This window comes from Hydrogenophaga sp. (genome assembly GCF_050250835.1).
Taxonomy (GTDB): domain Bacteria; phylum Pseudomonadota; class Gammaproteobacteria; order Burkholderiales; family Burkholderiaceae_C; genus Hydrogenophaga.
Genome location: NZ_JBFWNX010000001.1, coordinates 337,286 through 361,196, shown reverse-complemented (window position 1 = coordinate 361,196; position 23,911 = coordinate 337,286). Strand labels below are relative to the sequence as shown.

Genomic DNA, 23,911 nt, shown 5'->3' with positions numbered 1-23,911 from the left:
CGAGGCGGTGGAGCGTGGGGGCTCATGTTGGGCTGTAAGCGAGGCGCACGTAGATGGGGGCGAAGGCTTCGGCCTGGGTCAGCTCGATGAGCGTTTCCTTGGCGAGCTCCAGCATGGCGATGAAGGTGACCACCAGCACAGGCGAACCGTGCGTGGGATCGAACAGTTCACCGAACTCGACGAACTTGCGCCCCTGCAGGCGGCGCAGCACGATGCTCATGTGCTCGCGAACCGAGAGTTCCTCGCGGCTGATCTTGTGGTGCTGCACCAGCTTGGCGCGCTTGAGGATGTCGCGCCAGGCGCTCTGCAGGTCGATGGCGTTGACGTCGGGAAAGCGTGGCGCCAGCGCCTGTTCCACATAGACCTGGGCGCGCAGAAAATCTCGGCCGTACTGCGGGCAATCGGCCAGACGCTGGGCGGCCAGCTTCATCTGCTCGTATTCCAGCAGGCGGCGCACCAGCTCGGCGCGAGGATCTTCGGGTTCTTCGCCTTCGGCCACCTTCTTGGGTGGCAACAGCATGCGCGACTTGATCTCGATCAGCATCGCCGCCATCAACAGATATTCGGCGGCCAGTTCGAGGTTGCTGGCGCGAATCTCGTCCACGTAAGTGAGGTACTGGCGGGTCACCGCCGCCATCGGGATGTCGAGAATGTTGAAGTTCTGCTTGCGGATCAGGTAGAGCAGCAGGTCCAGCGGTCCTTCGAAGGCCTCCAGGAAGATCTGCAGCGCATCGGGCGGGATGTAGAGATCGCGCGGCATCGCGAACAGCGGCTCGCCATACAGGCGGGCCAGCGCCACGTGGTCCACCACGCTGGGCAGCAACGCATCCAGCCCCTGGGGGGCCTCGTCGAGCATGTGGGGCTCGCCGTTCATGGGCATCGAGTGGGATCAGGCCCCGGGGCTCAGGCGTGGTCGGAGCCGGTCTGGTACACGTAGGGCTGCTGCGGCACCCGGGCGGCTTCGGCCCTGGCCTGGAATTCGCGGTCGATCTGCTTGTCCCACAGCAGCGCGCGGCCCTTGCGCTGCTCCTGCTCCAGCGAAGGCTTTTTCTGCTTGAGCGACTCGATGAACTGGGTCGCGTCGGAGGTGTAGTCGGGGCGGCGGAAGAAGGACATGGTGGGCAGCCGGGGACGGCGCAGGGGAAAGCGGCGATTTTACCGGTCTGCTACTGACAGGTGTGCAGGCGGGCCGCAAAGCCCGATCGCTCGATCAAGGAGCGCGGCTGTTCGTGCAGGCCCACCATGCCGAGCTGTCCGCCTCGCTTGTGCACCGCCTTGTGCAATTGCTCCAGCGCGTCCAGCCCAGTGGTGTCCAGCGAGATCAGATGGCTGGCATCGAGCATCACGTTGACCGGCTCGGGCGAACGATCCACCTCGGCCACGATGAGGTCGATCTTGGCCACGGCGCCAAAGAACAGCGAGCCATAGAGCTTGTAAGTGAGTTGCTGTTCGGTGCGGGCCACCGGCTCGGCGCGGAAGATCGAGCTCTGGCGCCGCACGAACAACACCACCGCCAGCACCAGGCCCAGCTCTACCGCCACCGTGAGGTCGAAGACGATGGTCACCGCGAAGGTGGAGAGCATCATCAGGCGGTAGTGGTTGCTGAATTTCCTCAAGCGCGCGAATTCGCGCCATTCGCCCATGTTCCATGCCACGAAGAGCAACACGCCGGCCAACACCGACAGCGGAATGTGGAAGGCCAGGGGCGCGGCCAGCAGCACCACGGCGGCCAGGGTGAGGGCGTGCACCATGCCGGCCACGGGCGAGGCCGCACCGGAGCGAATGTTGGTGACCGTGCGCGCGATGGTGCCCGTGGCAGGCATGCCGCCAAAGAAAGGCACTACGGCGTTGGCAATGCCCTGGGCCATCAATTCCTGGTTGGGATCGTGCTTGGGCGCGTCGCCCAGCTGGTCGGCCACGCGGGCACACAACAGCGATTCGATGGCGCCCAGCAGGGCGATGGTGAGCGTGGGCGTGACCAGCAACCGCACGGTCTCCCAGGAAAAGTCGGGCAGTTCGAAATGGGGTGCGCCCTGGGGAATCCCGCCGAAACGTGTTCCGATGGTCTCTACCGGAAGCGCCAGCGCCCAGGCCAGCGCGGATAGCGTGACCAGCGCCACCACCGGCCCGGGGATGCGCGAGGTGGCCTTGAGCGCGCTCACGGTCTCGATCGCCTTGAGCTGTCGCCGAAACTGCGAGTCCACCGCCCACAGCCTGGGCCAGACGAACAGGCCCAGCACGCACAGCGTGCCCAGCACAAATGCAAAGACGTTGAAACTCTGGAGGTGCAGCGCCACGGCGTTGATCTGGCCGAAGAAGCTCGCGGGCATCTTCGCGATGTCCAGTCCCAGCAGGTCGCGCACTTGCGAAAGCGCGATCAGCACCGCGATGCCATTGGTGAAGCCGATCACCACGCTCACTGGCACGTAGCGAACAAGCGAACCCAGCCGGAACAGCCCCATGAGGAACAGCAGCACGCCCGCGCTGGCGGTGGCGATCAGCAGATTGGCCACGCCATAGCGTTCGACGATGCCGTAGACGATGACGATGAAGGCGCCGGCGGGGCCTCCGATCTGCATGGAGGTGCCACCCAGGGCCGAAATCAGGAAGCCCGCGATGATGGCCGTCCACAGGCCGGCCTCTGGCTTGAGACCGCTGGCGATGGCAAACGCCATGGCCAGCGGCAGCGCGACGATGCCCACCGTCGCGCCTGCGCCGACATCGCGCACCAGCTTGTCCTGGCTGTAGCCTTTCATGTCCTGCAAGAGGCGTGGACGGAAGGGGGCCAGCGGCGGCAATCCTTGGAACATGGGGCATGTTACCTTTCGCAACCGTTCGCGGAACTGACAGAGAGGTCCTGCAATGGGGTGGGATTACACTGAATTTTCCGTTTTGACGAAGGAAGCGCATGCGAGGTGCGACGAAGCGTGGGTGTCTGGCACTGCTGTGTGCCTCGGCGCTGCTGTTGGCAGCCTGCGACCCGCAGAACATCAGTGAACTCGAAGAAGGCGTCTCCACCGAGGCCGACGTGCGCGAGCGGTTTGGTGCGCCCGAGGCCGTGTGGGAGGCCGAAGACGGAGCGCAGGTCTACGAATACAACCGCCAGCCGGCCGGTCACCGAAACTACATGATTACCATCGGTCCCGACGGCCGCATGGCCGCCATTCGGCAGGTGCTCACGCCGCAGAACTTTGCGCAGGTGGTGCCTGGCATGCCCATGGAGGCAGTGCGTCGCATGCTCGGAAAGCCGATGAAGGTCACGACCTACGACACCCAGCGTGTGACCCACTATGACTGGCGCTACCTCGACGGTCCCAACGCCAGCGATTCGAAGATCTTCACCGTGGTGTTTGACGGCGACCTGAAGGTGGTTTCGACAGGCTCGGTGCGCGACCCGGAGATTGATCCCAAATAAACAGGTGGCTGCGCTCAGGTGGCGCGCAGCCGCCGCCAGTCGTCCAGCGCCGGACGCATCACCAGCAGCAATAGCAGCAGTGCCAGCGGCACGGTGCTGACGAATCCCACGTACTTGAAGCCCAGCGCGCCGGCCAGGCCCCCCACGAAGAAGCAGGCGATCAACTGGCTGTGCACACGCAGGCGCTGTCGATCGGCCAACACCGGCTGAGAACCCGTCAGACGGTTCACGTACAGCAGCTTGCCCAGCTCGATGCCAAGGTCGGTGATCAAGCCGGTCACGTGCGTGGTGCGGATCACCGCGCGCGAGATCTTGGTGATCACCGCGTTCTGCAGGCCCATGATGAAGCACAGCAAAACCACGGTGAGTGGCAGAAACACCGGCGTCATGAACCCGATGGCCGCGCCAAACAGGCCGAAAACCAGCAACGCTGCCGCCTCCAGGATCAGCGGCAGGCCATAGGCGCTGCGCAGCTCGTGGCGCATGCCCCAGTTCACCAGCCAGGCCGTGGTCATGGCGCCGCTCAGAAACGCCAGCACCGCACCCACGCCGGCCAGCGCCAGCGAGAAATGGCCCAGCACCAGGTGATCGGCGACGGAGGAGACCATGCCGGTCATGTGCGAGGTGTATTGCCCCACAGCCAGAAAGCCGCCGGCATTGGCCGCACCCGCCACGAAGGCCAGCACCGAGCCGAGTTTCAGGTCGGTCTGCGGCGAGCGCTGCAGACTGGTGAAATTGCGGATCGGCTTGAACAAGGGGCCGCTCAGCGCACGCGCATGCCGGGCGTGGCGCCCGGCCAGGGGTTGAGGATGTGGATGCCCGGCTCGGCCTTTTCGTCGGCGTGGCTGGCGGCCAGCACCATGCCTTCGCTCACGCCGAACTTCATCTTTCGCGGCGCCAGGTTGGCCACCATCACGGTGAGCTTGCCCACCAGGTCTTCGGGCGCATAGGCGCTGGCGATGCCGCTGAATACGTTGCGCATGCGGCCTTCGCCCACATCGAGGGTGAGGCGCAGCAGCTTGGTGGAGCCTTCCACCGGTTCGCAATTCACGATCTGCGCGATGCGCAGGTCGATCTTGCCGAAGTCGTCGATGGTGATGGTGTCGGCGATGGGTTCGCCGCCGGGCACCGTGGCCGCCACGGCGGGCGCCGGTGGTGGTTCGAACAGCGCTTCGAGCTGTTTCGCGTCCACCCGTTGCATCAGGTGCTGGTAGGCGTTGATCGCGTGGCCCTTGCCGAGCAGGCGCGCGGTATCGGCAAACGCCAGCGGAGGCGATTGCAGGAATGACTCCACCTGCGCGGCGAGCGCCGGCAGCACCGGCTTGAGGTACAGCGTGAGCAGGCGGAAGGCCTCGATGCAGGTGGTGCACACGTCGTGCAGGCGACCATCCATGCCTTCCTGCTTGGCCAGTTCCCAGGGCTTGTTCTGGTCCACGTAGGCGTTCACGCGGTCGGCCAGCAGCATGATCTCGCGCAGGGCCTTGCCGTATTCACGTTCGGCATACAGCTCGGCCACAGAAGGGGCCGCGCTCTGCAGGTGGTCGATCAGGGCGTCGCCATCGGCGGACACTTCGCCCAGCTTCCCCTCGAAGCGTTTGGCGATGAAGCCCGCCGCGCGCGAGGCGATGTTGATGTACTTGCCGATCAGGTCGCTGTTGACCCGGGCCATGAAATCTTCTGGCGTGAAGTCCACGTCTTCATTGCGGGCGCTGAGCTTGGCGGCCAGGTAGTACCGCAACCACTCGGGGTTCATGCCCAGGCTGAGGTACTTCAGGGGATCGAGGCCGGTGCCTCGGCTCTTGCTCATCTTCTCGCCGTTGTTGATGGTGAGGAAACCGTGCACGAACACCGCGGTGGGCACCTTGCGCCCGCTGAACTTCAGCATCGCCGGCCAGAACAGCGTGTGGAAGGTGATGATGTCCTTGCCGATAAAGTGGTACTGCTCGGTGGTGGGGTCGGACATGAAGGCATCAAAGTCGCGCCCGGTCTTGTCGAACAGGTTCTTCAGCGACGCCAGGTAGCCGATGGGCGCGTCCAGCCACACATAGAAGTACTTGCCGGGCGCGTCTGGAATCTCGATGCCGAAGTAGGGGGCGTCGCGGCTGATGTCCCAGTCGCCGAGCTTGGTCTTGCCGGCGTCATCGGGCTCGATCCACTCACTGATCTTGTTGAGTACTTCGGGCTGCACTGCCCCGCTCTGCGTCCACTGGTCGAGGAATTCGAGGCAGCGCGGATCGGACAGCTTGAAGAAAAAGTGCTCGGATTGCCGCAGCTCCGGCCGTGCGCCGGAGAGAGCGGAGTAGGGGCTGATCAGGTCGGTCGGGCTGTACACCTTGCCGCAGACCTCGCAGTTGTCGCCGTACTGGTCCTTGGCATGGCAATTGGGGCATTCGCCCTTGATGAACCGGTCGGGCAGGAACATGTTCTTCTCGGGGTCGAAGAACTGCTCGATGGTGCGTGTTTCGATCAGCCCGTTGGCCTTGAGTGCGCGGTACACGTCCTGCGCCAGTGTGTGGTTTTCCGGCGCGTCGGTGCTGTGCCAGTTGTCAAAGCCGATGTGGAAACCGTCGAGATAGGGCTTGCGGCCGGCAGCGATGTCGGCCACGAACGCCTGAGGTGTCTTGCCGGCCTTGTCGGCCGCGATCATGATCGGCGCGCCGTGCGCGTCGTCGGCGCAGACGAAGTTCACCTCGTGGCCCTGCATGCGCTGGAACCGCACCCAGATGTCTGCCTGGATGTACTCCATGATGTGGCCGATGTGGAAATGACCGTTGGCGTAGGGCAGGGCGGTGGTGACGAACAGGCGTCGCGGCTGGCTCATGGGAGGGGCTTTCTGTCGGGGAACCCGTGATTTTACGGGCCGATGCCCTCATGGCGCCTGTGTGTATGCCCTGCGCCTGGGTGGGAAGTTAGACTTGCCCCCGCTTGCCCAAATACCGGCACCCCCACTTCCCCTCTGGAGACCGTTTCCCATGGCCGTTGATTCCCAGGCGCTGCTGACCGCGCTGCAAGCCGTGACCGACCCGAACACGGGCAAGGACTTCGTGTCCACCAAGGCACTCAAGAACCTGCAGGCCACCGACGGCGACGTGGCCTTTGATCTGGAGATGGGCTACCCGGCCAAGAGCCAGATTCCGGCCCTGCGCCGGGCGTTGATTGCTGCGGCCAAATCGGTGGCGGGCGTGGACAACGTGTCGGTCAACGTCACGACCAGGATCACCGCCCACGCGGTGCAGCGCGGCGTGCAGCTCATGCCCAACGTCAAGAACATCATCGCGGTGGCCTCCGGCAAGGGGGGCGTCGGCAAGAGCACCACCGCGGTCAACCTGGCGCTGGCACTGGCCGCCGAGGGCGCGAAGGTTGGCATCCTGGATGCCGACATCTACGGACCGAGCCAGCCCATGATGATGGGCGTGGAAGGCCGGCCCGAGAGCGAAGACGGCAAGACCATGGAGCCGCTGGAGAACTACGGCGTGCAGGTGATTTCCATCGGCTTCCTCATCGACCGCGACGAAGCCATGATCTGGCGCGGCCCCATGGCCACACAGGCGCTGGAGCAGCTGCTGCGCCAGACCAACTGGAAAGACCTCGATTACCTCATCGTCGACATGCCCCCCGGCACGGGCGATATCCAGCTCACCCTTTCTCAGCGCGTGCCACTCACCGGCGCGGTGATCGTCACCACGCCGCAGGACATTGCCCTGCTGGACGCGCGCAAGGGCATCAAGATGTTCGAGAAGGTGGGCGTGCCCATTCTGGGTATCGTGGAAAACATGGCTGTGCATGTGTGCGAGAAGTGCGGCCATGTAGAGCACATCTTCGGCGTGGACGGCGGCAAGAACATGGCGGCCGAGTACGGCATGGATTACCTGGGCGCGCTGCCGCTGAACATGAGCATCCGCGTTCAGGCCGACAGCGGCATGCCCACCGTGGTGGCCGACCCCGAAGGCGAAATCGCTGGCCTGTACAAGACGGTGGCGCGGCAGGTGGCCATCAAGATCGCGGCCAAGGCCAAGGACTTTTCGTCGAAATTCCCGTCGATCAAGGTATCGAAGGACACCTGATGGTGGCCGGGTCTCGGCCCGGTGGCCGACTCACTTTCTTTTGCTTCGCCAAGAGCGCCCCTGTGCTGCTCAGCCCGGCCAGATGGCGGGGGATCGGAGTCGGGTTCGGACTCCCTCTCCCTCTCCCTCTCCCTCTCCCTCTGGGAGAGGGTTGGGGTGAGGGCCGCTTGCCCAAAACTTGATCGATGGCTCAAGCGGCCCCGCTTTCCTTTTCCCTCAACCGGAACCGCTGGATTTTCCCGGTCGCTGTCTTCGGCAGTTCGGGCAGGAACTCGATGAAGCGCGGGTACTTGTAGGGCGCGAGCTTTTCCTTCACGAAGGCCTGCAGCTCGGCTTCCGTGGCTTGCGATCCGGCCTTGAGCACCACGAAGGCCTTGGTCTTGGTCAGGCCGTCGGCGTCCTGTTTGCCGATCACGGCGGCTTCGAGCACCGCCGGGTGTTGCACCAGGGTGGCCTCCACTTCAAACGGGCTCACATAGATGCCGCTGACTTTCAGCATGTCGTCGTTGCGACCCGCGTAGGTGCAGTAGCCGTCGGCGTCGCGCGTGTACTTGTCGCCGGCCTTGGTCCAGCCGCCCTGGAAGGTGTCGCGGCTTTTGTCGCGGTTGTTCCAGTACATCAGCGCGGCGCTCGGACCACGAATGAAGAGGTCACCGATTTCGCCGTCGGGCACGGGCTTGCCGTCTTCACCGCGCAGCTCGATCTCGTAGCCCGGCACCGGCTTGCCCGTGGTCCCGTATCGCACGTCGCCAGGCCGGTTGGAGAGGAAAACGTGCAGCATTTCGGTGGAGCCGATGCCGTCGATGATTTCCACGCCGAAGTGGTTCGTCCAGCGCTGGCCGATGTCTTGCGGCAAGGCTTCGCCGGCCGACGAACACAGGCGCAAGGCGACGTCGCTCTTCTTCGGCAGGTCCGGGCTGGCCAGCATGCCGCCATAGCCCGTGGGAGCACCGTAAAACACCGTAGGTTTCAGATCTACGAAGCGCTTGAAGCAGGCCTGCGGTGTGGGCCGCTCGGCCATGAGCACCACGCTGGCCCCCACACTCAGCGGAAAGCTCAGCGCGTTGCCCAGGCCGTAGGCGAAGAACAGTTTGGCGGCAGAGAACACCAGGTCGTCCTCGCACAGGCCCAGCACGGCCTTGCCATAGAGCTCAGCCGTCCAGTACAGATTGGCCTGTGTGTGCACAGTGCCTTTGGGTGCGCCAGTGGAGCCGCTGGAGTAGAGCCAGAATGCGGGCTCGTCGCCGTGCGTGTCGGCCGCTCCAGCTGGCTCGCTCTGCGCCACCAGTTTGGCGAAATCGTGTGCGCCTTCAGGCAAGTCACCGCTGGCGCGCGAGACGATGAGGTGTTGCACCTCGTTGGGCCTGGAGGCCAGTGCGGTCTGCAACGTGGGCAGCAGCGCTGCCGACACCAGCACGGCATGTGCCCGGCTGTTGGCCAGCATGTAGGCGTAATCCTGGGCGGTGAGCAACGTGTTCACCGCCACCGGCACCACGCCCGCGTGCAGCGCGCCGAGAAAGGCCACCACCCAGTCGCTGCTGTCGTGCATGAGCAGCAGCACGCGCTCCTCGCGCCGCAGGCCCAGCGCAGACAGCGCACCCGAGAAGCGCTGCACCTGATCGGCGAGCTGGCCGTAGGTGATCGACCCCTGGTCGTCGATCAGCGCCGTTTTCTGCGCGCGGCCGGCATTGAGTTCGAGCAGGTGGCGCGCGAAATTGAAGCGTTCGGGCGGTGTGTTGGTGGCGTGGTGGCTCATGGGTGTCTCCTGCGTGTTCCTGCAAATTCCCCGTTCGGGCTGAGCCTGTCGAAACCCAGCGCTAGCCGGGTCTGGATGCCTTTCGACAGGCGCAGGGCGAACGGTGAGGTGGGGTATTTCAGAGCTTCAGAGCGTAGGCAGATGCAGCCAGCACGTCCAGCGCGGCGCTGCTGGCCTGCACGGCGCTGCGGCGGTGGTAGAAGGCCAGTGCGCGCAAGCCACCCAGCTCTTCGCCGCCGCCCGCGCGGCCCGGGCCACCGTGCAACGACATCGGCATCACGTTGCCGTGGCCGCTCTGGCTGGCCGCCACATCGGGCGAGATGGCGTGCACGCGGCCGTGGGCGGAACCCAGTTCGAGCGCGGCGCTGGCGATGAAGGCGGGATCGGCGCTGTAGACCGAACACACCAGCGAACCCTCGCCACGGCGGATGAGTTCATGGGCCTGTTCGATGCTGTCGTAGGCCATGAGCGTGGCCACGGGGCCGAACACCTCCACCTCATGCAACACCTTCGCCTTGGCGGGTTCGCGCGATCCCAGCAACACCGGCGCCACGCAAGCCGCCACAGCCGCGTCGGCATCCACCAGCGCCGCGCCGCTGCCGTCGAACAGCACCTCGGCTTCGGTGCGCAGCTTCGCGATACCTTTGATCACGCTCGCCTTCTGTTCCTGGCTCACCAGTGAGCCCATGCGCACGGTTTCATTGCGCGGGTTGCCCACGCTGGTTTTCGTGAGCTTCGCGCCGATGGCCTGCGCGGCGGCGTCGTACAACGCGCGCGGCACGAACACACGGCGGATCGCGGTGCACTTCTGGCCCGCCTTCACCGTCATCTCGCGCGCCACTTCACTCACCAGCAAATTGAAGGCTTCGCTGTCGGCTGTGGCGGCGGGATCGAGCAGCGCGCTGTTGAGGCTGTCGGCTTCGATGTTGCAACGCACGGACCGCTCGGCCACGGCGGGGTGGCTGCGGATGACGCGCGCCGTGTCGGCCGAACCGGTGAACGACACCACATCGAAAGGCTGCAGCTGATCCATCAAGCCGGCGGACGAGCCACACACCACCGAAAGCGCACCCGGCGGCAGGATGTTCGCGTCGATCACGTCCTTCACCATGCGCTGCGTGAGCCAGGCCGTGGCGGTGGCGGGTTTCACGATCACCGGCACGCCAGAGAGCAGGGCGGGCGCGGCCTTTTCCCACAAGCCCCAGCTCGGGAAGTTGAACGCGTTGATGAACAGCGCCACGCCGTGCGTGGGCTGCAGAATGTGCTGGGTCTGGAACACCGGGTCCTTGCCCATGCGGATGCGATCGCCATCGAGCAAGGCGCGAGCCTCGCCGAGGGCCTCTCCCTGCTTCGCGTAGTAGCCCAGGGTGAAGATGCCGCCGTCGATATCGACCGCCGAATCTTTCGCCGTGGTGCCCGAGTTGGCGGTGGCGATCTCGTAGTAGGCATCCCGGTTGGCCTGCAGCACTTTCACGATGGCCGCCAGCAGGCCGGCGCGCTGGCCGTACGTCAGCGCGCGCAGCGCCGTGCCGCCGTGTTCGCGGGCGAAGTGGAAACCCTGGGCCAGGTCTAGCCCGGCGTTGCCCACGCGCACCAGCTCGGTGCCCAGCACGGGATCGAACAGGGGGGTGCCGGCATCGTTGGTGGTGTGCCATTGGCCGCCCAGGTGGTTGGGAAGCAGTGGGGTCGTGGTCATCGTGTCTCCGAAAAAATGGGCCTCGGGTCGCAGGGGCTGTTCGAGGTCGGCGAATGGCGCTATAAATGCACTATCTTGCCTGCCGCAAATTGTGCATTAAAGTGCATGTTTGCCGAATTGGCAAGGCCTCCGAGGGTTATCCCTCCAGCCACGACTCCTTTGAAAGCCTTGTTCGCATGGACGCTGCCGACCCCAGTGTGATGGCCTCCGCCGCAAGCCGGCCTGCCGATCCTGCTCCTGAGGAACCTCGGCATCCCTTCCTGGTTTCGCTCGGAGAGCGGGTACGCACCCTGCGCTCGCGCCGGGGCATGACGCGCAAGGCCGTGGCGCTCGCCGCCGACGTCTCCGAGCGCCATCTGGCCAATCTCGAATACGGTACCGGCAACGCCTCCATCCTCGTGCTGTTGCAAGTGGCTCAGGCGTTGCAGTGTTCACTTGCCGAGCTGCTGGGTGATGTGAGCACAAGCTCACCGGAGTGGCTACTGATTCGTGAACTGCTGGAAAAGCGAAGCGAAGCCGACCTGCGGCGCGCGCGCATTGCCATCGGCGGGCTGCTGGGCGGTGGCGCCATGCCGGGCGACGACCCCGGACGCAAGGCCCGCATTGCGCTGATCGGCTTGCGCGGCGCAGGCAAGTCCACGCTGGGCCAGCGCCTGGCCGACGACCTGGGCTTTGCCTTTGTCGAGCTGAGCCGCGAGATCGAGAAATTCGCCGGCTGCAGCATCAACGAGATCCACGCCCTTTATGGCACGCCGGCCTATCGCCGCTATGAACGCCGCGCCCTGGAAGAAACCATCCAGATCTACCCCGAGGTGGTGATTGCGACGCCCGGTGGCCTGGTGTCGGACGCCGCCAATTTCAACCTGCTGCTTTCGCACTGCACCACGGTGTGGCTGCAGGCCGAAGCCGCCGACCACATGGGACGCGTGGCCGCCCAGGGAGACATGCGGCCCATGGCCGCAAGCCGCGAAGCCATGGAGGACCTCAAGCGCATCCTGGCTGGGCGTTCGGCCTTCTATTCCAAGGCCGACATGAGCTTCAACACCAGTGCCTACCCGCTGGACGAGGCTTTCGTGGCTTTGCGCGATCAGGTGCGGGAGCTGATCGCCTCGCCTGCATAACATGCAGAAAAGTGCATTGACGTTTTTAAGTTTGTGAATTATTATTCACATCAACAGGTTCGAACCGGCAGGCCATAGTGGCCGGCTCCGGGCCTGATCCCGCCGCAGCTGCCACGGCTGCCTGAGACCACCGCCCCGGAGACATGACCATGAGCGCCAACCCCATCGCCACGCCGACCACCGTCGACTACCGCACCGACCCCAGCCAATACCGCCACTGGAAGCTGTCTTTCGACGGCGCCATTGCCACCCTGGCGGTGGACATCAACGAAGACGCCGGCATCCGTCCCGGCTACAAGCTCAAGCTCAACAGTTACGACCTGGGCGTGGACATCGAACTGCACGATGCCCTCAACCGTGTGCGTTTCGAACATCCGGAAGTTCGCACCGTGGTCGTCACCAGTGCCAAAGACCGCGTGTTCTGCTCTGGTGCCAACATCTTCATGCTGGGCCTCTCCAGCCACGCCTGGAAGGTGAACTTCTGCAAGTTCACCAACGAGACGCGCAATGGCATCGAGGACTCGTCCAGGCACAGCGGCCTGAAGTTTGTGGCCGCGCTCAACGGCGCCTGTGCCGGCGGTGGTTATGAACTGGCCCTGGCCTGCGACGAGATCGTGCTGGTGGACGACCGCTCCTCTTCGGTGTCTCTGCCCGAGGTGCCGCTGCTGGGCGTGTTGCCCGGCACCGGTGGCCTGACCCGCGTGACCGACAAGCGCCATGTGCGCCACGACCTCGCCGACATCTTCTGCACCACGAGCGAAGGCGTGCGTGGCAAGAAGGCCGTGGACTGGCGCCTGGTCGACTCCATCGCCAAGCCACAGCAATTTGCCGCGCATGTGAATGAACGCGCCGCTGCCCTGGCCGTCAAGAGCGACCGGCCTGCTGCTGGCAAGGGCGTGGCGTTGCCCCGCATCGAGCGCACGGACAGCGCCGATGGCCTCGCCTATGCGTTGGTGGACGTCTCGTTGGACCGCGCCAGGCGCAGTGCCACGATCACGGTGAAAGCCCCTGCCGGAGTGCAGCCCAAGGACATCGCTGGCATCGAGGCGGCTGGCGCCTCCTGGTGGCCACTGCAGATGGCGCGCGAGCTGGATGACGCCATCCTCTGTCTGCGCACCAACGAACTCGACATCGGCACCTGGCTGATCAAGACCGAAGGCGATGCCGCTGCGGTGCTGACCAGCGACGCGCTGATGCTGGCGAACAAGGACCACTGGCTGGTGCGGGAGACGCTCGGCCTCATGCGTCGCACCTTCGCGCGTCTGGATGTGTCCTCGCGCAGCCTGTTCGCGCTGATCGAATCCGGCTCGTGCTTCGCTGGTTCGCTGGCCGAGCTGGCGTTCTGCGCCGACCGTGCCTACATGCTCGCCCTGCCCGACGACGCGGATGCCGCGCCGAAGCTGCAACTCGACGAGTTCAACTTTGGCTACCTCCCGATGGTCAACGACCAGTCTCGCCTGCAACGCCGCTTTTACGAAGAAGTGGAGCCGCTGGAGGCCGCACGTGGCGCCATCGGCAAGGCGCTGGACGCCGACGCCGCGTTCGAACTCGGCCTGGTGACCGCCGCGCTCGACGACATTGACTGGGACGACGAAGTGCGCATGGCGCGCGAAGAGCGTGCCTCCATGTCACCCGATGCGCTCACCGGTCTGGAAGCCAACCTGCGTTTCGCGCAGAAGGAAAACATGGCCACCCGCATCTTTGGCCGCCTCACCGCCTGGCAAAACTGGATCTTCATCCGCCCCAACGCCGTCGGCGAAAAGGGTGCGCTCAAGGTCTACGGAAAAGGCGACAAGGCCGCTTTTGATTTCAATCGCGTCTGACCCCGAAGCCCGTACTGATCCCAAAGCCCGTTCGGACTGAGCCTGTCGAAGCCCCACCAGCCTGCATTGCGCAATCCCTTCGACAAGCTCAGGGCGAACAGAGAAGTGAAATACCACCCAGGAGCCACCATGTCCACGATCAACTACAGCGAAAAAATCCCCAACAACGTCAACCTGAGCGAAGACCGCACGCTGCAAAGAGCGCTTGAAGGCTGGCAACCGAATTTCGTGAACTGGTGGGACGATGTCGGTCCCGACGGTTCCACCGCTTACGAGGTCTACCTGCGCACCGCCGTCAGCGTGGACCCGCAGGGATGGGCGCAGTTCGGGCACGTGAAGATGCGTGACTACCGCTGGGGCATCTTCCTGAACCCGGGTGACGCCAACCGCGAAATTCACTTTGGCGATCACAAGGGCGAGAAGGCCTGGCAGGACGTGCCCGGCGAACACCGCGCCAACCTGCGCCGCATCATCGTCACGCAGGGCGACACCGAGCCGGCGTCGGTGGAGCAGCAGCGCCACCTGGGCCTGACCGCGCCCAGCATGTACGACCTGCGCAACCTCTACCAGATCAACGTGGAAGAAGGCCGCCACCTGTGGGCCATGGTGTACCTGTTGCACAAGCACTTCGGTCGTGACGGTCGCGAGGAGGCCGAGGCACTTTTGCAGCGTCAGTCAGGCGATCAGGACAACCCGCGCATCCTGGGCGCGTTCAACGAGAAGACGCCCGACTGGCTGGCGTTCTTCATGTTCACGTACTTCACGGACCGTGACGGCAAGTTCCAGCTCTCCGCGCTGGCCGAAAGCGCCTTCGACCCGCTGGCACGCACCACCAAGTTCATGCTGACCGAAGAGGCCCACCACATGTTCGTGGGCGAGAGTGGTGTCTCTCGCGTGCTCTCGCGCACGGCACAGGTGATGAACGAGCTCAAGACCGACGACCCGCAGAAGGTGCGTGCCGCCGGTTGCATCGACCTGGGCACCATCCAGCGTTACCTGAATTTCCACTACAGCGTCACCATCGACCTGTTCGGTGCCGATCAGTCGAGCAATGCCGCCATCTTCTACAGCTCGGGGCTCAAGGGACGCTACGAAGAAGGCAAGCGCACCGACGACCACGTGCTCAAGGGCCAGACCTACAAAGTGCTTGAAGTTCAGAATGGCCAGCTCGTCGAGAAAGACGTTCCCATGCTCAACGCGCTCAACGAAGTACTGCGCGACGACTTCATCAAAGACTCGGTGGCAGGCGTGAACCGCTGGAACAAGGTGCTGGAAAAAGCCGGCATCCCCACCCGCCTGACCGTGCCGCACAAGGCCTTCAACCGGCAGATCGGCGCACTGGCCGGCATCAAGATGTCGCCCGATGGCCGCGTGGTCAGCGAGGCCGAATGGGCTGCGAAGAAAGGAGAGTGGCTGCCGACGCCGGAAGATTTCGCCTTCGTCGCTTCGCTCATGGGCCGCGTGGTCGATCCGGGCAAGTTCGCGGGCTGGATCGCGCCGCCTGTCATGGGTATCAACCGCCAGCCGGTCGATTTTGAGTATGTAAGGTTCAATTGACCCCCCCGCGCCGCGCCTGCGGCGCGTCACCCCCCAGGGGGCAATGCTTGCGGGCCGGGAAACCCGGACCCGCGGCATTCTCGAATTGCTTCACCTCTCTCCTACACTGTCTCGATCCATGGAGACAACCTCATGAACGCTGTTGCCGAAGTCGCTGTCATTCAGCAGCACCTGATCGATCCCGAGATCTGTATCCGGTGCAACACCTGCGAGGCCACTTGTCCGGTGCAGGCGATCACGCACGACGACCGCAACTACGTGGTCGATCCCGAGAAGTGCAACCTGTGCATGGCCTGCATCTCGCCATGCCCCACGGGCTCCATCGACAACTGGCGAACCATGCCGCGCGTGCGGGCGTACACACCTGAGGAACAGCTCACCTGGGACGAGTTGCCGGCCGAACTGCCGCCTGAAGAATTCGAAGGTGTTGCGGATGCGGATTCTTCCGTTCGGGCGGAGCCTGTCGAAGCCCCCGCCAGCCAGCCCGACCCCACCGGCCAGGACCTCTTCATCGCCTCGGCCTTCGGTGCCACGCTGCCGCCCTGGTCGGCTGCGCACGCTTACACCAACCTCTACGGACCCAAGGCCGCGCAGAAGACCGTGACCGCGACCGTGACCGGCAATGTGCGTGTGACTGAAGTTGGAAAAACCGCCGGCGGCGACTACGACACCCACCACATCGTGCTGGATTTCGGCACCATGCCCTTCCCGGTGCTCGAAGGCCAGAGCATCGGCGTCGTGCCACCGGGCACGGACGACAAGGGCCGCGCGCACCATGCGCGCCAGTACAGCATCGCCAGCCCGCGCAACGGCGAGCGGCCGGGCTACAACAACCTCTCGCTCACCATCAAGCGCGTGCTTGAGGACCACCAGGGTCAGCCGGTGCGTGGTGTGGCGAGCAACTTCATGTGCGATCTCAAGGTGGGCGACAAGGTGGAGGTGATCGGGCCCTTCGGCACCAGCTTCCTCATGCCCAACCACCCGAAGAGTCACATCGTGATGATCTGTACCGGCACCGGCAGCGCGCCCATGCGCGCCATGACCGAGTGGCGCCGGCGCCTGCGTGCCTCGGGCAAGTTCGAAGGCGGCAAGCTCATGCTGTTCTTTGGCGCGCGCACGCAGGAAGAGCTGCCATATTTCGGCCCGCTGCAAAGCCTGCCCAAGGATTTCATCGACACCAGTTTCGCGTTCAGCCGCACGCCCGGTGCCCCCAAACGCTATGTGCAGGACGCCATGCGCGAGCGCGCCGCCGACCTCGCGGTGCTGCTGCAGGACCCGAACACCTTCTTCTACGTGTGCGGGCTCAAGAGCATGGAAGAGGGCGTGGTGCTGGCGCTGCGCGACGTGGCGCAGGGTGCGGGTCTGAACTGGGACACCATTGGCGCCTCGCTCAAGCGCGAAGGGCGTCTGCATCTGGAAACCTACTAGGGGCTCCCCGCGCCGCGCCTGCGGCGCCTCACCCCTCAGGGGCGACACCCGAGACCCGGCAAAGCCGGTTCCTCGATGGCCCCGATGCGTCCGCTGGCTGGATGGCTTACATTGCGGTCTTGTTATGAAGAATACACATACCCCGGTATTCGCACGCAGCCGTCCCGCCATCGAAGTGGACGTGGTGATGCGGCGTGAGCCGGTCAATGGGCCCATGAGCCGCTGGCAGCCCTGGCGATGGGTGTTGGCCGACGTGGTGCTGCGCTCGGAGCCCGACGACACCGGGCCTGCCGACCCGAACGAAGCGCACGAACCGCAGGCGGTGGAACCGGTGGCCGCCACGGAATCGAGTGCGCAGGCGGCGCACTGGCTGTTTCCCCGCTTCAGGGTGGAGTTGTTTCGCGACGATGCCGAGGGTTACTTCCTGAACCTCAATTCCCCGAACCCCTGCTTCTGGGTGTTCTGGCGCGCCGACGAAGCGCGCCTGCTCGACGGCGAGGCGATGGCCGTGCCGCAGATCGTGACGCTGAGCTACCACGACGCGGGCCGCTGGCTTGACGCGCAAGAGCGCGTGGACCAGGTGCCCGCGCCCGCCGAGGTGGTGGAGTGGTTGCGCGGCTTCGTCGACGCCACCTACCAGCCCGAGCCGAAGAAACGCAAGCGCCCCGACAGCTTCAAGCCGCTCACCGACCGCTTCGGGCAGCCGGTGCGCATCTCCACCGAAAAACACGGCATAGGCCAAAAGACATGACACTGCGCATTGGCATCAGCGCCCGCCTGTTGCACAACCCGCCGCTGGGTCTGGGGCTGCCCCAGAAGCGGCTGCAGTTTCTTGAGAGCACCATGGCGCACTGGATCATGGCGCATCGGGCCATCGCATTGATGGTGCCCTTTATCGACGACGAAAGCCCCCTGTCGATCAACCGCGCCCCGATGGCCGAGATTGTCGCCCTTCTGGATGGACTGGTCTTGCAAGGCGGGATCGACATCTGCCCGGAAACCTATGGCGCCAAGCTGCGCGATCCTGCCTGGGCGGGAGACGTGATCCGCGACCGCTCTGAACTGGCCTTGCTGCGCGGTTTTATCGAGGCTGGCAAACCGGTGCTCGGCGTGTGCCGTGGCGCACAGCTCATCAATGTCTACTTTGGTGGCAGTCTGGTGCAGGACATTCCGACTCAGCGCCCGGGTTCGGTACAGCATCAGGACACGGAGCATTACGACCGGCTGATGCACGACGTGACGTTTGAAGAAGGATCTTCCCTGCACCAGCTGTATGGCGGTGGCGCGCCGCATCGTGTCACCAGCATCCACCACCAGTGCGTTGACCGGCTGGGGGAGGGCCTCGTGGTCGAAGCCTGGAGCCCCAAGGACGGCATCGTTGAGGCCGTCCGTCACCAGGGGCCCGGCTATGTGCTGGGGGTGCAGTGGCATCCCGAATTTCATCTCTCCCCTGGTGAGGAAACCCAGGGGCTGCTTGACAGCGGTCCGATGATGATGGACTTCCTTCGTGCGGCGCGTGCGCGGGCTGAACGCCATCTGGATGGCCGTGCCGAGGTGCACGCAGGTGTTGCCCTGCCCAAACGCGCATGACGACCGAAGACCGCCATTTTTTCTCTCGCTGGTCACGCCGCAAGGAGCAGGCGCGCGCCGGCGAACCCCTGCCGCCCGAGCCGACAATCGAGTCCGCTGCGCCGGTCGCGCCCGTGGCGGTGGCCAAGGCCGTGGTGGAGGCACCGCCGGTGGCCGCGCCTTCAGAGGAACCGCGCGCCGGGCAGGCGCCCGCGCCAACGCTGGAAGATGTGGCACGCCTCACGCCCGAATCCGACTTTTCGTCCTTTGTTGCTCGTGGCGTGCCGAGCGATGTGCGCAACGCTGCGGTGAAGAAGTTGTTCACCGATCCCCGCTACAACGTGATGGACGGCCTGGACATCTACATTGACGATTACTCCAAGCCAAGCCCCCTGTCCGTGGCCGACATGGCCAGGATGGTGGGCGCACAGTTCCTCAAGCTGGTAGACGACCCCGAGGACAAGCCCAAGGTGGTGGTGCGCCAGGAAAGTGAAAAAACGTCGGAAACCCAGCCTGACCAGCCTGCGGCCGAAAACGCTGCCGAGCCCCGCGAAACGATCGCCTCCGATTCCGAATTCCCCAAGACCCACGATGACCACGCTGATCTGCAATTGCAACCAGACGATGCCCTTGAACCCCGAGGTTCTGGGGCAGGCACTGGATGAAGACCTGACGCTGCACACCACACTGTGTCGCCGGGATGCGCCCGCTTTTCAGAGAGCCTGCCGCAGCCAGGACGAGCTGGTGGTGGCCTGCACGCAGGAGAGTCGCCTGTTCATCGAGCTCTCGGAACAGACCGAGGGCGCCGTGCCGCTGGACGTGCGACCGATACATTTCGTCAACATCCGTGAGACCGGAGGCTGGAGCCGCGAGGCCGCGCAAGCCACCCCGAAAATGGCCGCACTGCTCGCCGCCGCCCGACTGCCGGATGCTGAGCCCGTGTCCACCGTCACCTACAAGAGCGCGGGAAGGGTGCTGATCGTTGGCGCGCTTGACGCCAGTGAACGCCTTGCCGCAATGGTGGCCGACACGCTGGAGGTGACCCTCATGGCCACAGGCGGCGCTGGCATGCAGGCACGTCAGTACCCCGTGATCGCGGGCGAACTGCAAAAGGTGCACGGCTGGCTTGGTGCGTTCGACGTGCAATGGCAGACCGACAACCCGATCGACCTCGATCTGTGTACCCGTTGCAACGCCTGCCTGGCGGTGTGTCCAGAGGATGCCATCGGTCTTGACTACCAGATCGACATGGACAAATGCCGCAGCCACCGTGCGTGTGTGAAGGCCTGCGAGGCGGTGGGCGCGATCAACTTCCAGCGCGAACCGCAAAAGCACAGCGAGCAGTTCGATATCGTTCTTGACCTGAGCGAGTCGCCGGCGTTCGAGCAACATGCGCACCCGCAAGGCTACTTTCACCTGCCCGGTGGTCTGCAGGACTCGAATGCCATGACCACGGTCATCAAGCTGCGCGATCTTGTGGGCGAATTCGAAAAGCCCAGGTTCTTTTCCTACAAGCAGAAGCTCTGCGCACACGGCCGCAACGAAACCGTGGGCTGCAATGCCTGCGTCGAGGTGTGTTCGGCGCTGGCCATCAGCAGCGAGATCAAGCGCAACCAGATCGTCGTCAATCCCAACCTCTGCGTGGGTTGCGGTGCCTGCACCACAGTTTGTCCCACCGGTGCGCTCTCGTACGCCTATCCGCGCGCCAGCGAACAGGGGGTGAAACTGCGCACGGTGCTCGCCACTTACGCCAAGGCCGGTGGCAAGGATGCGGCCTTGCTGCTGCACAGCCAGGAGGCCGGTGTCGCGCTGGTCGATGAACTGGGCCGTGCAGCGTCGCTTGACAAAAAGACCGTGCGCGGAGTGCCCGCGCGTGTGATCCCGCTGCCGCTCTGGCACACCGCATCCGTCGGGCTCGATGTGTGGCTTTCTGCCTTTGCTTACGGGGCTTCGCAGGTCTGGGTGCTCATGACCGGTGAAGAGGCGCCGCAATACCGCAACGCGTTGCGCGAGCAGATGGCGGTGGCACAGGCGTTGCTGAGCGGCCTGGGTTACAGCGGCCAGCATTTCCGCCTGATCGAGGCGAGAGACGCGAATGCCCTCGACAGCGCGCTCGACGTGGCGCCCGCACAGAGCGTCAAGCGCCGGGCCACATTTGCCCTCCAGGCCGAGAAACGCGCCACGGTCGAGCTCGCGCTGGATCACCTGATGCAGGACAGTGCGGCCAATCGCCCCGCCGCAGAATCCATCGCCCTGCCATCGGCATCTCTGCTGGGCACGATCGAGGTCAACAAGGACACCTGCACCCTGTGCCTGAGCTGCGTGAGCGCCTGCCCGGCGAGCGCGTTGCAGGACAACACCGAGAGACCTCAGCTGCGCTTCATCGAGAAGAACTGCGTGCAGTGCGGCTTGTGCGCCAGCACCTGTCCGGAAGACGCCATCACCTTGCTGCCGCGCCTGTTGCTGGGCGAGCAGCGCAAGCAGTTGCGCGTGCTCAACGAAGCGCAACCCTACCAGTGCATCCGTTGCAGCAAACCTTTTGGGACCTTGAAGGGCATCGAGGTGATGCTGGCCAAGCTCTCGGGGCATGCCATGTTCCAGGGAGAGGCGCTGGAGCGTTTGAAAATGTGTGGCGATTGCCGCGTGGTGGACCTGTACTCCAACCCCGGTGAAACCCGCATCACCGATCTCTGAACCCGCTTGACCACATGAACAGCAATGCCATTCCCGTCTCGTCCGCACTGGACGAAGAAACCGCCCGTGCCGAAGTCTATGGCTTGCTGGCAGCGTTGTACTACGCGCCGCCCGTGCCGGAGTTGATGGCGCAATTGCGCGTGGCGGTGACGGAGGCGCCAGCGGCCGGCGGCTTTCTGGAAGAGCCCTGGCGCGCATTCGTGGCGGCGGCGCGCGCGATGGACGACGACGCGGTGGCGAACGAGTACGACGCGCTCTTTGGTGGCGTGGGCAAGCCTGAGGTGTACCTGTTCGGCTCGCACTACCTGAGTGGTTTCCTGAACGAGAAGCCGCTGGCTGCACTGCGCAGCGACCTGGCCGAACTCGGCCTGGCCCGCGACGAGGCCATGCCCGAGACCGAGGACCATGTGGCGTATGTCAGCGAAGTCATGCGCTACCTGATCGCTGGCGACGAAGTGGAAGTGGCCAACCTCACGCAGCAACAAAAGTTCTTCACCACGCACGTGCTGCCGTGGGTGCCACAAATGTGCGATGCGATCGCTGCGCACCCCAAGGCCCGGTTCTATGGAGCCCTGGCGGGGTTCACCCGGGCTTTCGTGAGCGTGGAGGCTCAGGGCTTCGACATGCTGGCTTGATCGGGGCTCCCCGAAGCTTTCTCAGAGTCCTCCAGGTCGACCATTGCCTGTGCGCGCAGCCTCAGGTGCCCGAGGTTCGGTCAACAACCGCACGGTGAACGCGGCGCCAGAGGCATCTGGGCGGTTGTCCGCACTGATGCTGCCGCCATAGCGCTCCACCAGCCCCTGGCTGATCCAAAGGCCCAGGCCGTTGCCGTCGTTCTTCGTCGTGAAGAAGGGGCGGAACAAGCGATCGCGGACTTCTGTTGACAGCCCCTTACCGCTGTCCTCCACCACCAGCATGGCTCCCGCCGCGTCGCCGTCCTCCGACCCCTGCGGCCACCAGTCGCGCGTGAGCAGCTTCAAGGCTCCACCCTGCGGCATCGCCTGGATCGCATTGATCAGCAGGTTGATGATCACCTGCTGCAATTCCTGCCGGTTGCAGCCCACCTGGCGGGTGGCCTGGAAATCGCGTTCCACGGCAATGCTGGTCTGCGCCAGGAGGTGACCCACCAGCACCAGGCAGTCTTCCATGGTGCGGTTCAGGTCGAGCGCTTCTACGTAGCCCGCGTACTCCGTGGGCCTGGCGTATTGGAGCAGCTGGGTCACGATGATGCGCATGCGATCCACCTGTTCGTCCAGCAGCTTGAGCTCGGATCGCACCGGTGCGCTCGCTTCGCCCAGGGTCTCGCGCATCAGGTCCAGATTGCCCTGCATCACCGCGATCGGGTTGTTGATCTCGTGCGCGATGCTTGCCGTGAGCTGGCCGATGGCGGCGAGCTTCTCGCTCTTCACCAGTTGCTGTTGCGCCAGTTGAAGCGAGGCGTTGCTTGCCTCCAGTTCCTGCGTGCGTTCGGCCACCTTGTGGTCCAGTTCCTGGCCCCAGCGCTGCAAGGCCGCCGTCTTGTCGTCGATCACGTCGAGCAACTGGTCCAGATGGCCTGCCAGCGCGCCCAGCTCATCGCGCGCTGGCAGCAGGCCCACGCGTGCCTGCGGCTGGCCTTCTTCCACCAGTTGCATGGTGCGGTTCATGCGCTCGACAGGCTGGAAGATGCTGCGAGCCCATCGAAGCGAGAACCAGGCCGACAACGCCATCACCACCAGAAAGATCAGGCCGATGGCTGCCAGCATGGCGTAGCGCACCAGGCGAAACGGCGCTTCCAGGTAGCCCACATACAACATGCCGATGCGCTGCTCCCCAGCGTCCAGCAGCGGCTCGTACGCCGAGACGTACCAGTCGTTGACCACGAAGGCGCGGTCCAGCCAGGTCTGGCCCTGGCCCAGCACTGCGTCACGCACGGTTTGAGACACGCGCGTGCCAATGGCGCGCTGGTCCTGGAACAGGCGCACGTTGGTGGTGATGCGCACGTCGTCCATGAACAGCGTGGCGGTGCCCTGGCTTCCGAAGGGCAGCGCGCCTTCGGGGTAGACGATGCGGTTGATGTGGTCGATGAAGTCCAGGTTCTGGTTGAGCAGCAGGCCGCCCGCGAGCAGCGCGAGGGTACGGCCGTTGGCATCCAGCACGGGGTGGGTGGCCAACATCACCATGGCACGGTGCTCGACATCGCGCGTGGCGGGTGCGGCATTGCGCGTGGCCACCAGCGGGATGCGCAGACGTGGCATCAGGTGGGGAGCGAGTGCGGCCAGTTCGTCGGGTTCCAGCACCAGCAGGCGCGCCTTCTGGGAGCGTCCCAAAGCTTCTGGCATGGCGGGTATGGGCGCGACGGCATCGCCAGCGCTCAACCCCGGCGGCACCGCGCGCGCGATCGGTTGGCCCTGCGGGTCGTAGAGCAGCAGGAAATCCAGCCCGAGTCGTTCGCGGGCGAGCGCGAGCTGGTCGCTCAAACCGGTCCACTGCCCGGAGGGGCTTGCCGGCCTGAGCGCGGCAAAGAGCGCCTGCGACCCGGCCACACCCTGCGTGCCCGACCCCACTTCGCTGAGCACTTGTTCGAAATAGCCGTGCGCTACAGCCAGGTCGCTGCGCACCTTGGTGATCAGCAGGCGGTCGTAGGCCGCACTGCCCCAGAGTGCAAGGGCCAGCACGAGCAGAGGGAATGCCACCAGCAGCGGCAGCAGTGCCATGGCCAGCAGCTTGTTGCGGACCGAGCCAGCCAGCCAGCGGGGTGTGCGCCAGAAGGTCATGCCGGTGGTCGCGCGGCGCGCGGCGGCCATGT

Annotated in this window: 19 protein-coding genes; 11 read left to right on the top strand and 8 right to left on the bottom strand. The window is 64.8% G+C overall.

The annotated features are described in order from the left end of the window. Window positions 1-22: 22 nt before the first annotated feature. From AB7F11_RS01640 to AB7F11_RS01630, 3 genes are read right to left on the bottom strand one after another with little or no spacing between them, the layout of a single operon-like run. The gene (locus AB7F11_RS01640; protein ID WP_428288292.1) at window positions 23-874 is read right to left on the bottom strand and encodes a segregation and condensation protein A; all 852 of its coding nucleotides are present in this window, start codon (window positions 872-874) and stop codon (window positions 23-25) included. A 29-nt stretch (window positions 875-903) separates the two neighbouring features. Then, window positions 904-1,116: a DUF3460 family protein gene (locus AB7F11_RS01635; protein ID WP_428288293.1), complete on the bottom strand. Its 213-nt coding sequence runs from the start codon at window positions 1,114-1,116 to the stop codon at window positions 904-906. Between the two features lie 50 nt (window positions 1,117-1,166). After that, window positions 1,167-2,810, bottom strand: coding sequence for a SulP family inorganic anion transporter (locus tag AB7F11_RS01630; RefSeq protein WP_428288294.1), 1,644 nt, complete (start codon window positions 2,808-2,810; stop codon window positions 1,167-1,169). A gap of 98 nt (window positions 2,811-2,908) precedes the next feature. On the opposite strand from AB7F11_RS01630, the gene bamE reads away from it, so the two are divergent. After that, window positions 2,909-3,415, top strand: coding sequence for an outer membrane protein assembly factor BamE domain-containing protein (gene bamE / locus AB7F11_RS01625; RefSeq protein WP_428288295.1), 507 nt, complete (start codon window positions 2,909-2,911; stop codon window positions 3,413-3,415). Window positions 3,416-3,429: 14 nt separating this feature from the next. On the opposite strand, the gene AB7F11_RS01620 is transcribed toward bamE, so the two are convergent. Together AB7F11_RS01620 and metG are read right to left on the bottom strand one after the other, a co-directional pair. Further along, window positions 3,430-4,170 carry a YoaK family protein gene (locus tag AB7F11_RS01620; RefSeq protein ID WP_428288296.1) on the bottom strand — a complete coding sequence of 247 codons (741 nt, stop codon included), beginning with the start codon at window positions 4,168-4,170 and terminating at the stop codon, window positions 3,430-3,432. An 8-nt stretch (window positions 4,171-4,178) separates the two neighbouring features. Next, on the bottom strand, window positions 4,179-6,236 hold the full coding sequence (gene metG, locus AB7F11_RS01615) for a methionine--tRNA ligase (protein ID WP_428288297.1): 2,058 nt from the start codon (window positions 6,234-6,236) through the stop codon (window positions 4,179-4,181). 151 nt (window positions 6,237-6,387) lie between these two features. Between metG and apbC the strand changes: the two genes are divergently transcribed. Continuing rightward, window positions 6,388-7,479, top strand: a complete 1,092-nt coding sequence (gene apbC / locus AB7F11_RS01610; protein ID WP_428288298.1) for an iron-sulfur cluster carrier protein ApbC — start codon at window positions 6,388-6,390, stop codon at window positions 7,477-7,479. Window positions 7,480-7,669: 190 nt separating this feature from the next. On the opposite strand, the gene AB7F11_RS01605 is transcribed toward apbC, so the two are convergent. Continuing rightward, the gene (locus AB7F11_RS01605) at window positions 7,670-9,235 is read right to left on the bottom strand and encodes a benzoate-CoA ligase family protein (RefSeq protein ID WP_428288299.1); all 1,566 of its coding nucleotides are present in this window, start codon (window positions 9,233-9,235) and stop codon (window positions 7,670-7,672) included. A 118-nt stretch (window positions 9,236-9,353) separates the two neighbouring features. After that, window positions 9,354-10,931 carry a 3,4-dehydroadipyl-CoA semialdehyde dehydrogenase gene (locus AB7F11_RS01600; RefSeq protein ID WP_428288300.1) on the bottom strand — a complete coding sequence of 526 codons (1,578 nt, stop codon included), beginning with the start codon at window positions 10,929-10,931 and terminating at the stop codon, window positions 9,354-9,356. A gap of 200 nt (window positions 10,932-11,131) precedes the next feature. On the opposite strand from AB7F11_RS01600, the gene AB7F11_RS01595 reads away from it, so the two are divergent. From AB7F11_RS01595 to AB7F11_RS01555, 9 genes are all read left to right on the top strand, one after another. After that, the gene (locus AB7F11_RS01595) at window positions 11,132-12,052 is read left to right on the top strand and encodes a helix-turn-helix transcriptional regulator (RefSeq protein WP_428288341.1); all 921 of its coding nucleotides are present in this window, start codon (window positions 11,132-11,134) and stop codon (window positions 12,050-12,052) included. A 149-nt stretch (window positions 12,053-12,201) separates the two neighbouring features. Continuing rightward, window positions 12,202-13,875, top strand: a complete 1,674-nt coding sequence (gene boxC / locus AB7F11_RS01590) for a 2,3-epoxybenzoyl-CoA dihydrolase (RefSeq protein WP_428288301.1) — start codon at window positions 12,202-12,204, stop codon at window positions 13,873-13,875. Window positions 13,876-14,004: 129 nt separating this feature from the next. Then, window positions 14,005-15,432, top strand: a complete 1,428-nt coding sequence (boxB, locus tag AB7F11_RS01585) for a benzoyl-CoA 2,3-epoxidase subunit BoxB (RefSeq protein WP_428288302.1) — start codon at window positions 14,005-14,007, stop codon at window positions 15,430-15,432. Window positions 15,433-15,564: 132 nt separating this feature from the next. After that, window positions 15,565-16,860: a benzoyl-CoA 2,3-epoxidase subunit BoxA gene (gene boxA / locus AB7F11_RS01580; protein WP_428288303.1), complete on the top strand. Its 1,296-nt coding sequence runs from the start codon at window positions 15,565-15,567 to the stop codon at window positions 16,858-16,860. 124 nt (window positions 16,861-16,984) lie between these two features. Then, the gene (locus tag AB7F11_RS01575) at window positions 16,985-17,611 is read left to right on the top strand and encodes a DUF3305 domain-containing protein (protein WP_428288304.1); all 627 of its coding nucleotides are present in this window, start codon (window positions 16,985-16,987) and stop codon (window positions 17,609-17,611) included. Continuing rightward, entirely contained in the window at window positions 17,608-18,450 is an 843-nt protein-coding gene (locus AB7F11_RS01570; RefSeq protein ID WP_428288305.1) for a gamma-glutamyl-gamma-aminobutyrate hydrolase family protein, read from the top strand. Before AB7F11_RS01575 ends, AB7F11_RS01570 begins: the two co-directional genes overlap by 4 nt. Further along, a complete protein-coding gene (locus AB7F11_RS01565; protein WP_428288306.1) occupies window positions 18,447-19,094 on the top strand; it encodes a DUF3306 domain-containing protein in 648 nt (215 codons plus the stop codon). The genes AB7F11_RS01570 and AB7F11_RS01565 overlap by 4 nt, the downstream gene beginning before the upstream one ends. Next, the gene (locus tag AB7F11_RS01560) at window positions 19,021-21,123 is read left to right on the top strand and encodes a 4Fe-4S binding protein (protein ID WP_428288307.1); all 2,103 of its coding nucleotides are present in this window, start codon (window positions 19,021-19,023) and stop codon (window positions 21,121-21,123) included. The genes AB7F11_RS01565 and AB7F11_RS01560 overlap by 74 nt, the downstream gene beginning before the upstream one ends. Before the next feature lie 14 nt (window positions 21,124-21,137). Further along, the gene (locus tag AB7F11_RS01555; protein ID WP_428288308.1) at window positions 21,138-21,758 is read left to right on the top strand and encodes a TorD/DmsD family molecular chaperone; all 621 of its coding nucleotides are present in this window, start codon (window positions 21,138-21,140) and stop codon (window positions 21,756-21,758) included. A gap of 21 nt (window positions 21,759-21,779) precedes the next feature. Here AB7F11_RS01555 and AB7F11_RS01550 read toward each other — a convergent pair whose 3' ends face one another. Further along, window positions 21,780-23,909: a sensor histidine kinase gene (locus AB7F11_RS01550; protein WP_428288309.1), complete on the bottom strand. Its 2,130-nt coding sequence runs from the start codon at window positions 23,907-23,909 to the stop codon at window positions 21,780-21,782. Window positions 23,910-23,911 lie beyond the last annotated feature (2 nt).

What these genes read in the sequence shown, in the direction of transcription:
- AB7F11_RS01640 (WP_428288292.1), bottom strand. Translation starts at nt 874, where the DNA reads ATGAACGGCGAGCCCCACATGCTCGACGAGGCCCCCCAGGGGCTGGAT.
- AB7F11_RS01635 (WP_428288293.1), bottom strand. Translation starts at nt 1,116, where the DNA reads ATGTCCTTCTTCCGCCGCCCCGACTACACCTCCGACGCGACCCAGTTC.
- AB7F11_RS01630 (WP_428288294.1), bottom strand. Translation starts at nt 2,810, where the DNA reads ATGTTCCAAGGATTGCCGCCGCTGGCCCCCTTCCGTCCACGCCTCTTG.
- bamE (WP_428288295.1), top strand. Translation starts at nt 2,909, where the DNA reads ATGCGAGGTGCGACGAAGCGTGGGTGTCTGGCACTGCTGTGTGCCTCG.
- metG (WP_428288297.1), bottom strand. Translation starts at nt 6,236, where the DNA reads ATGAGCCAGCCGCGACGCCTGTTCGTCACCACCGCCCTGCCCTACGCC.
- apbC (WP_428288298.1), top strand. Translation starts at nt 6,388, where the DNA reads ATGGCCGTTGATTCCCAGGCGCTGCTGACCGCGCTGCAAGCCGTGACC.
- AB7F11_RS01605 (WP_428288299.1), bottom strand. Translation starts at nt 9,235, where the DNA reads ATGAGCCACCACGCCACCAACACACCGCCCGAACGCTTCAATTTCGCG.
- AB7F11_RS01600 (WP_428288300.1), bottom strand. Translation starts at nt 10,931, where the DNA reads ATGACCACGACCCCACTGCTTCCCAACCACCTGGGCGGCCAATGGCAC.
- AB7F11_RS01595 (WP_428288341.1), top strand. Translation starts at nt 11,132, where the DNA reads ATGGCCTCCGCCGCAAGCCGGCCTGCCGATCCTGCTCCTGAGGAACCT.
- boxC (WP_428288301.1), top strand. Translation starts at nt 12,202, where the DNA reads ATGAGCGCCAACCCCATCGCCACGCCGACCACCGTCGACTACCGCACC.
- boxB (WP_428288302.1), top strand. Translation starts at nt 14,005, where the DNA reads ATGTCCACGATCAACTACAGCGAAAAAATCCCCAACAACGTCAACCTG.
- boxA (WP_428288303.1), top strand. Translation starts at nt 15,565, where the DNA reads ATGAACGCTGTTGCCGAAGTCGCTGTCATTCAGCAGCACCTGATCGAT.
- AB7F11_RS01575 (WP_428288304.1), top strand. Translation starts at nt 16,985, where the DNA reads ATGAAGAATACACATACCCCGGTATTCGCACGCAGCCGTCCCGCCATC.
- AB7F11_RS01570 (WP_428288305.1), top strand. Translation starts at nt 17,608, where the DNA reads ATGACACTGCGCATTGGCATCAGCGCCCGCCTGTTGCACAACCCGCCG.
- AB7F11_RS01565 (WP_428288306.1), top strand. Translation starts at nt 18,447, where the DNA reads ATGACGACCGAAGACCGCCATTTTTTCTCTCGCTGGTCACGCCGCAAG.
- AB7F11_RS01560 (WP_428288307.1), top strand. Translation starts at nt 19,021, where the DNA reads ATGACCACGCTGATCTGCAATTGCAACCAGACGATGCCCTTGAACCCC.
- AB7F11_RS01555 (WP_428288308.1), top strand. Translation starts at nt 21,138, where the DNA reads ATGAACAGCAATGCCATTCCCGTCTCGTCCGCACTGGACGAAGAAACC.
- AB7F11_RS01550 (WP_428288309.1), bottom strand. Translation starts at nt 23,909, where the DNA reads ATGGCCGCCGCGCGCCGCGCGACCACCGGCATGACCTTCTGGCGCACA.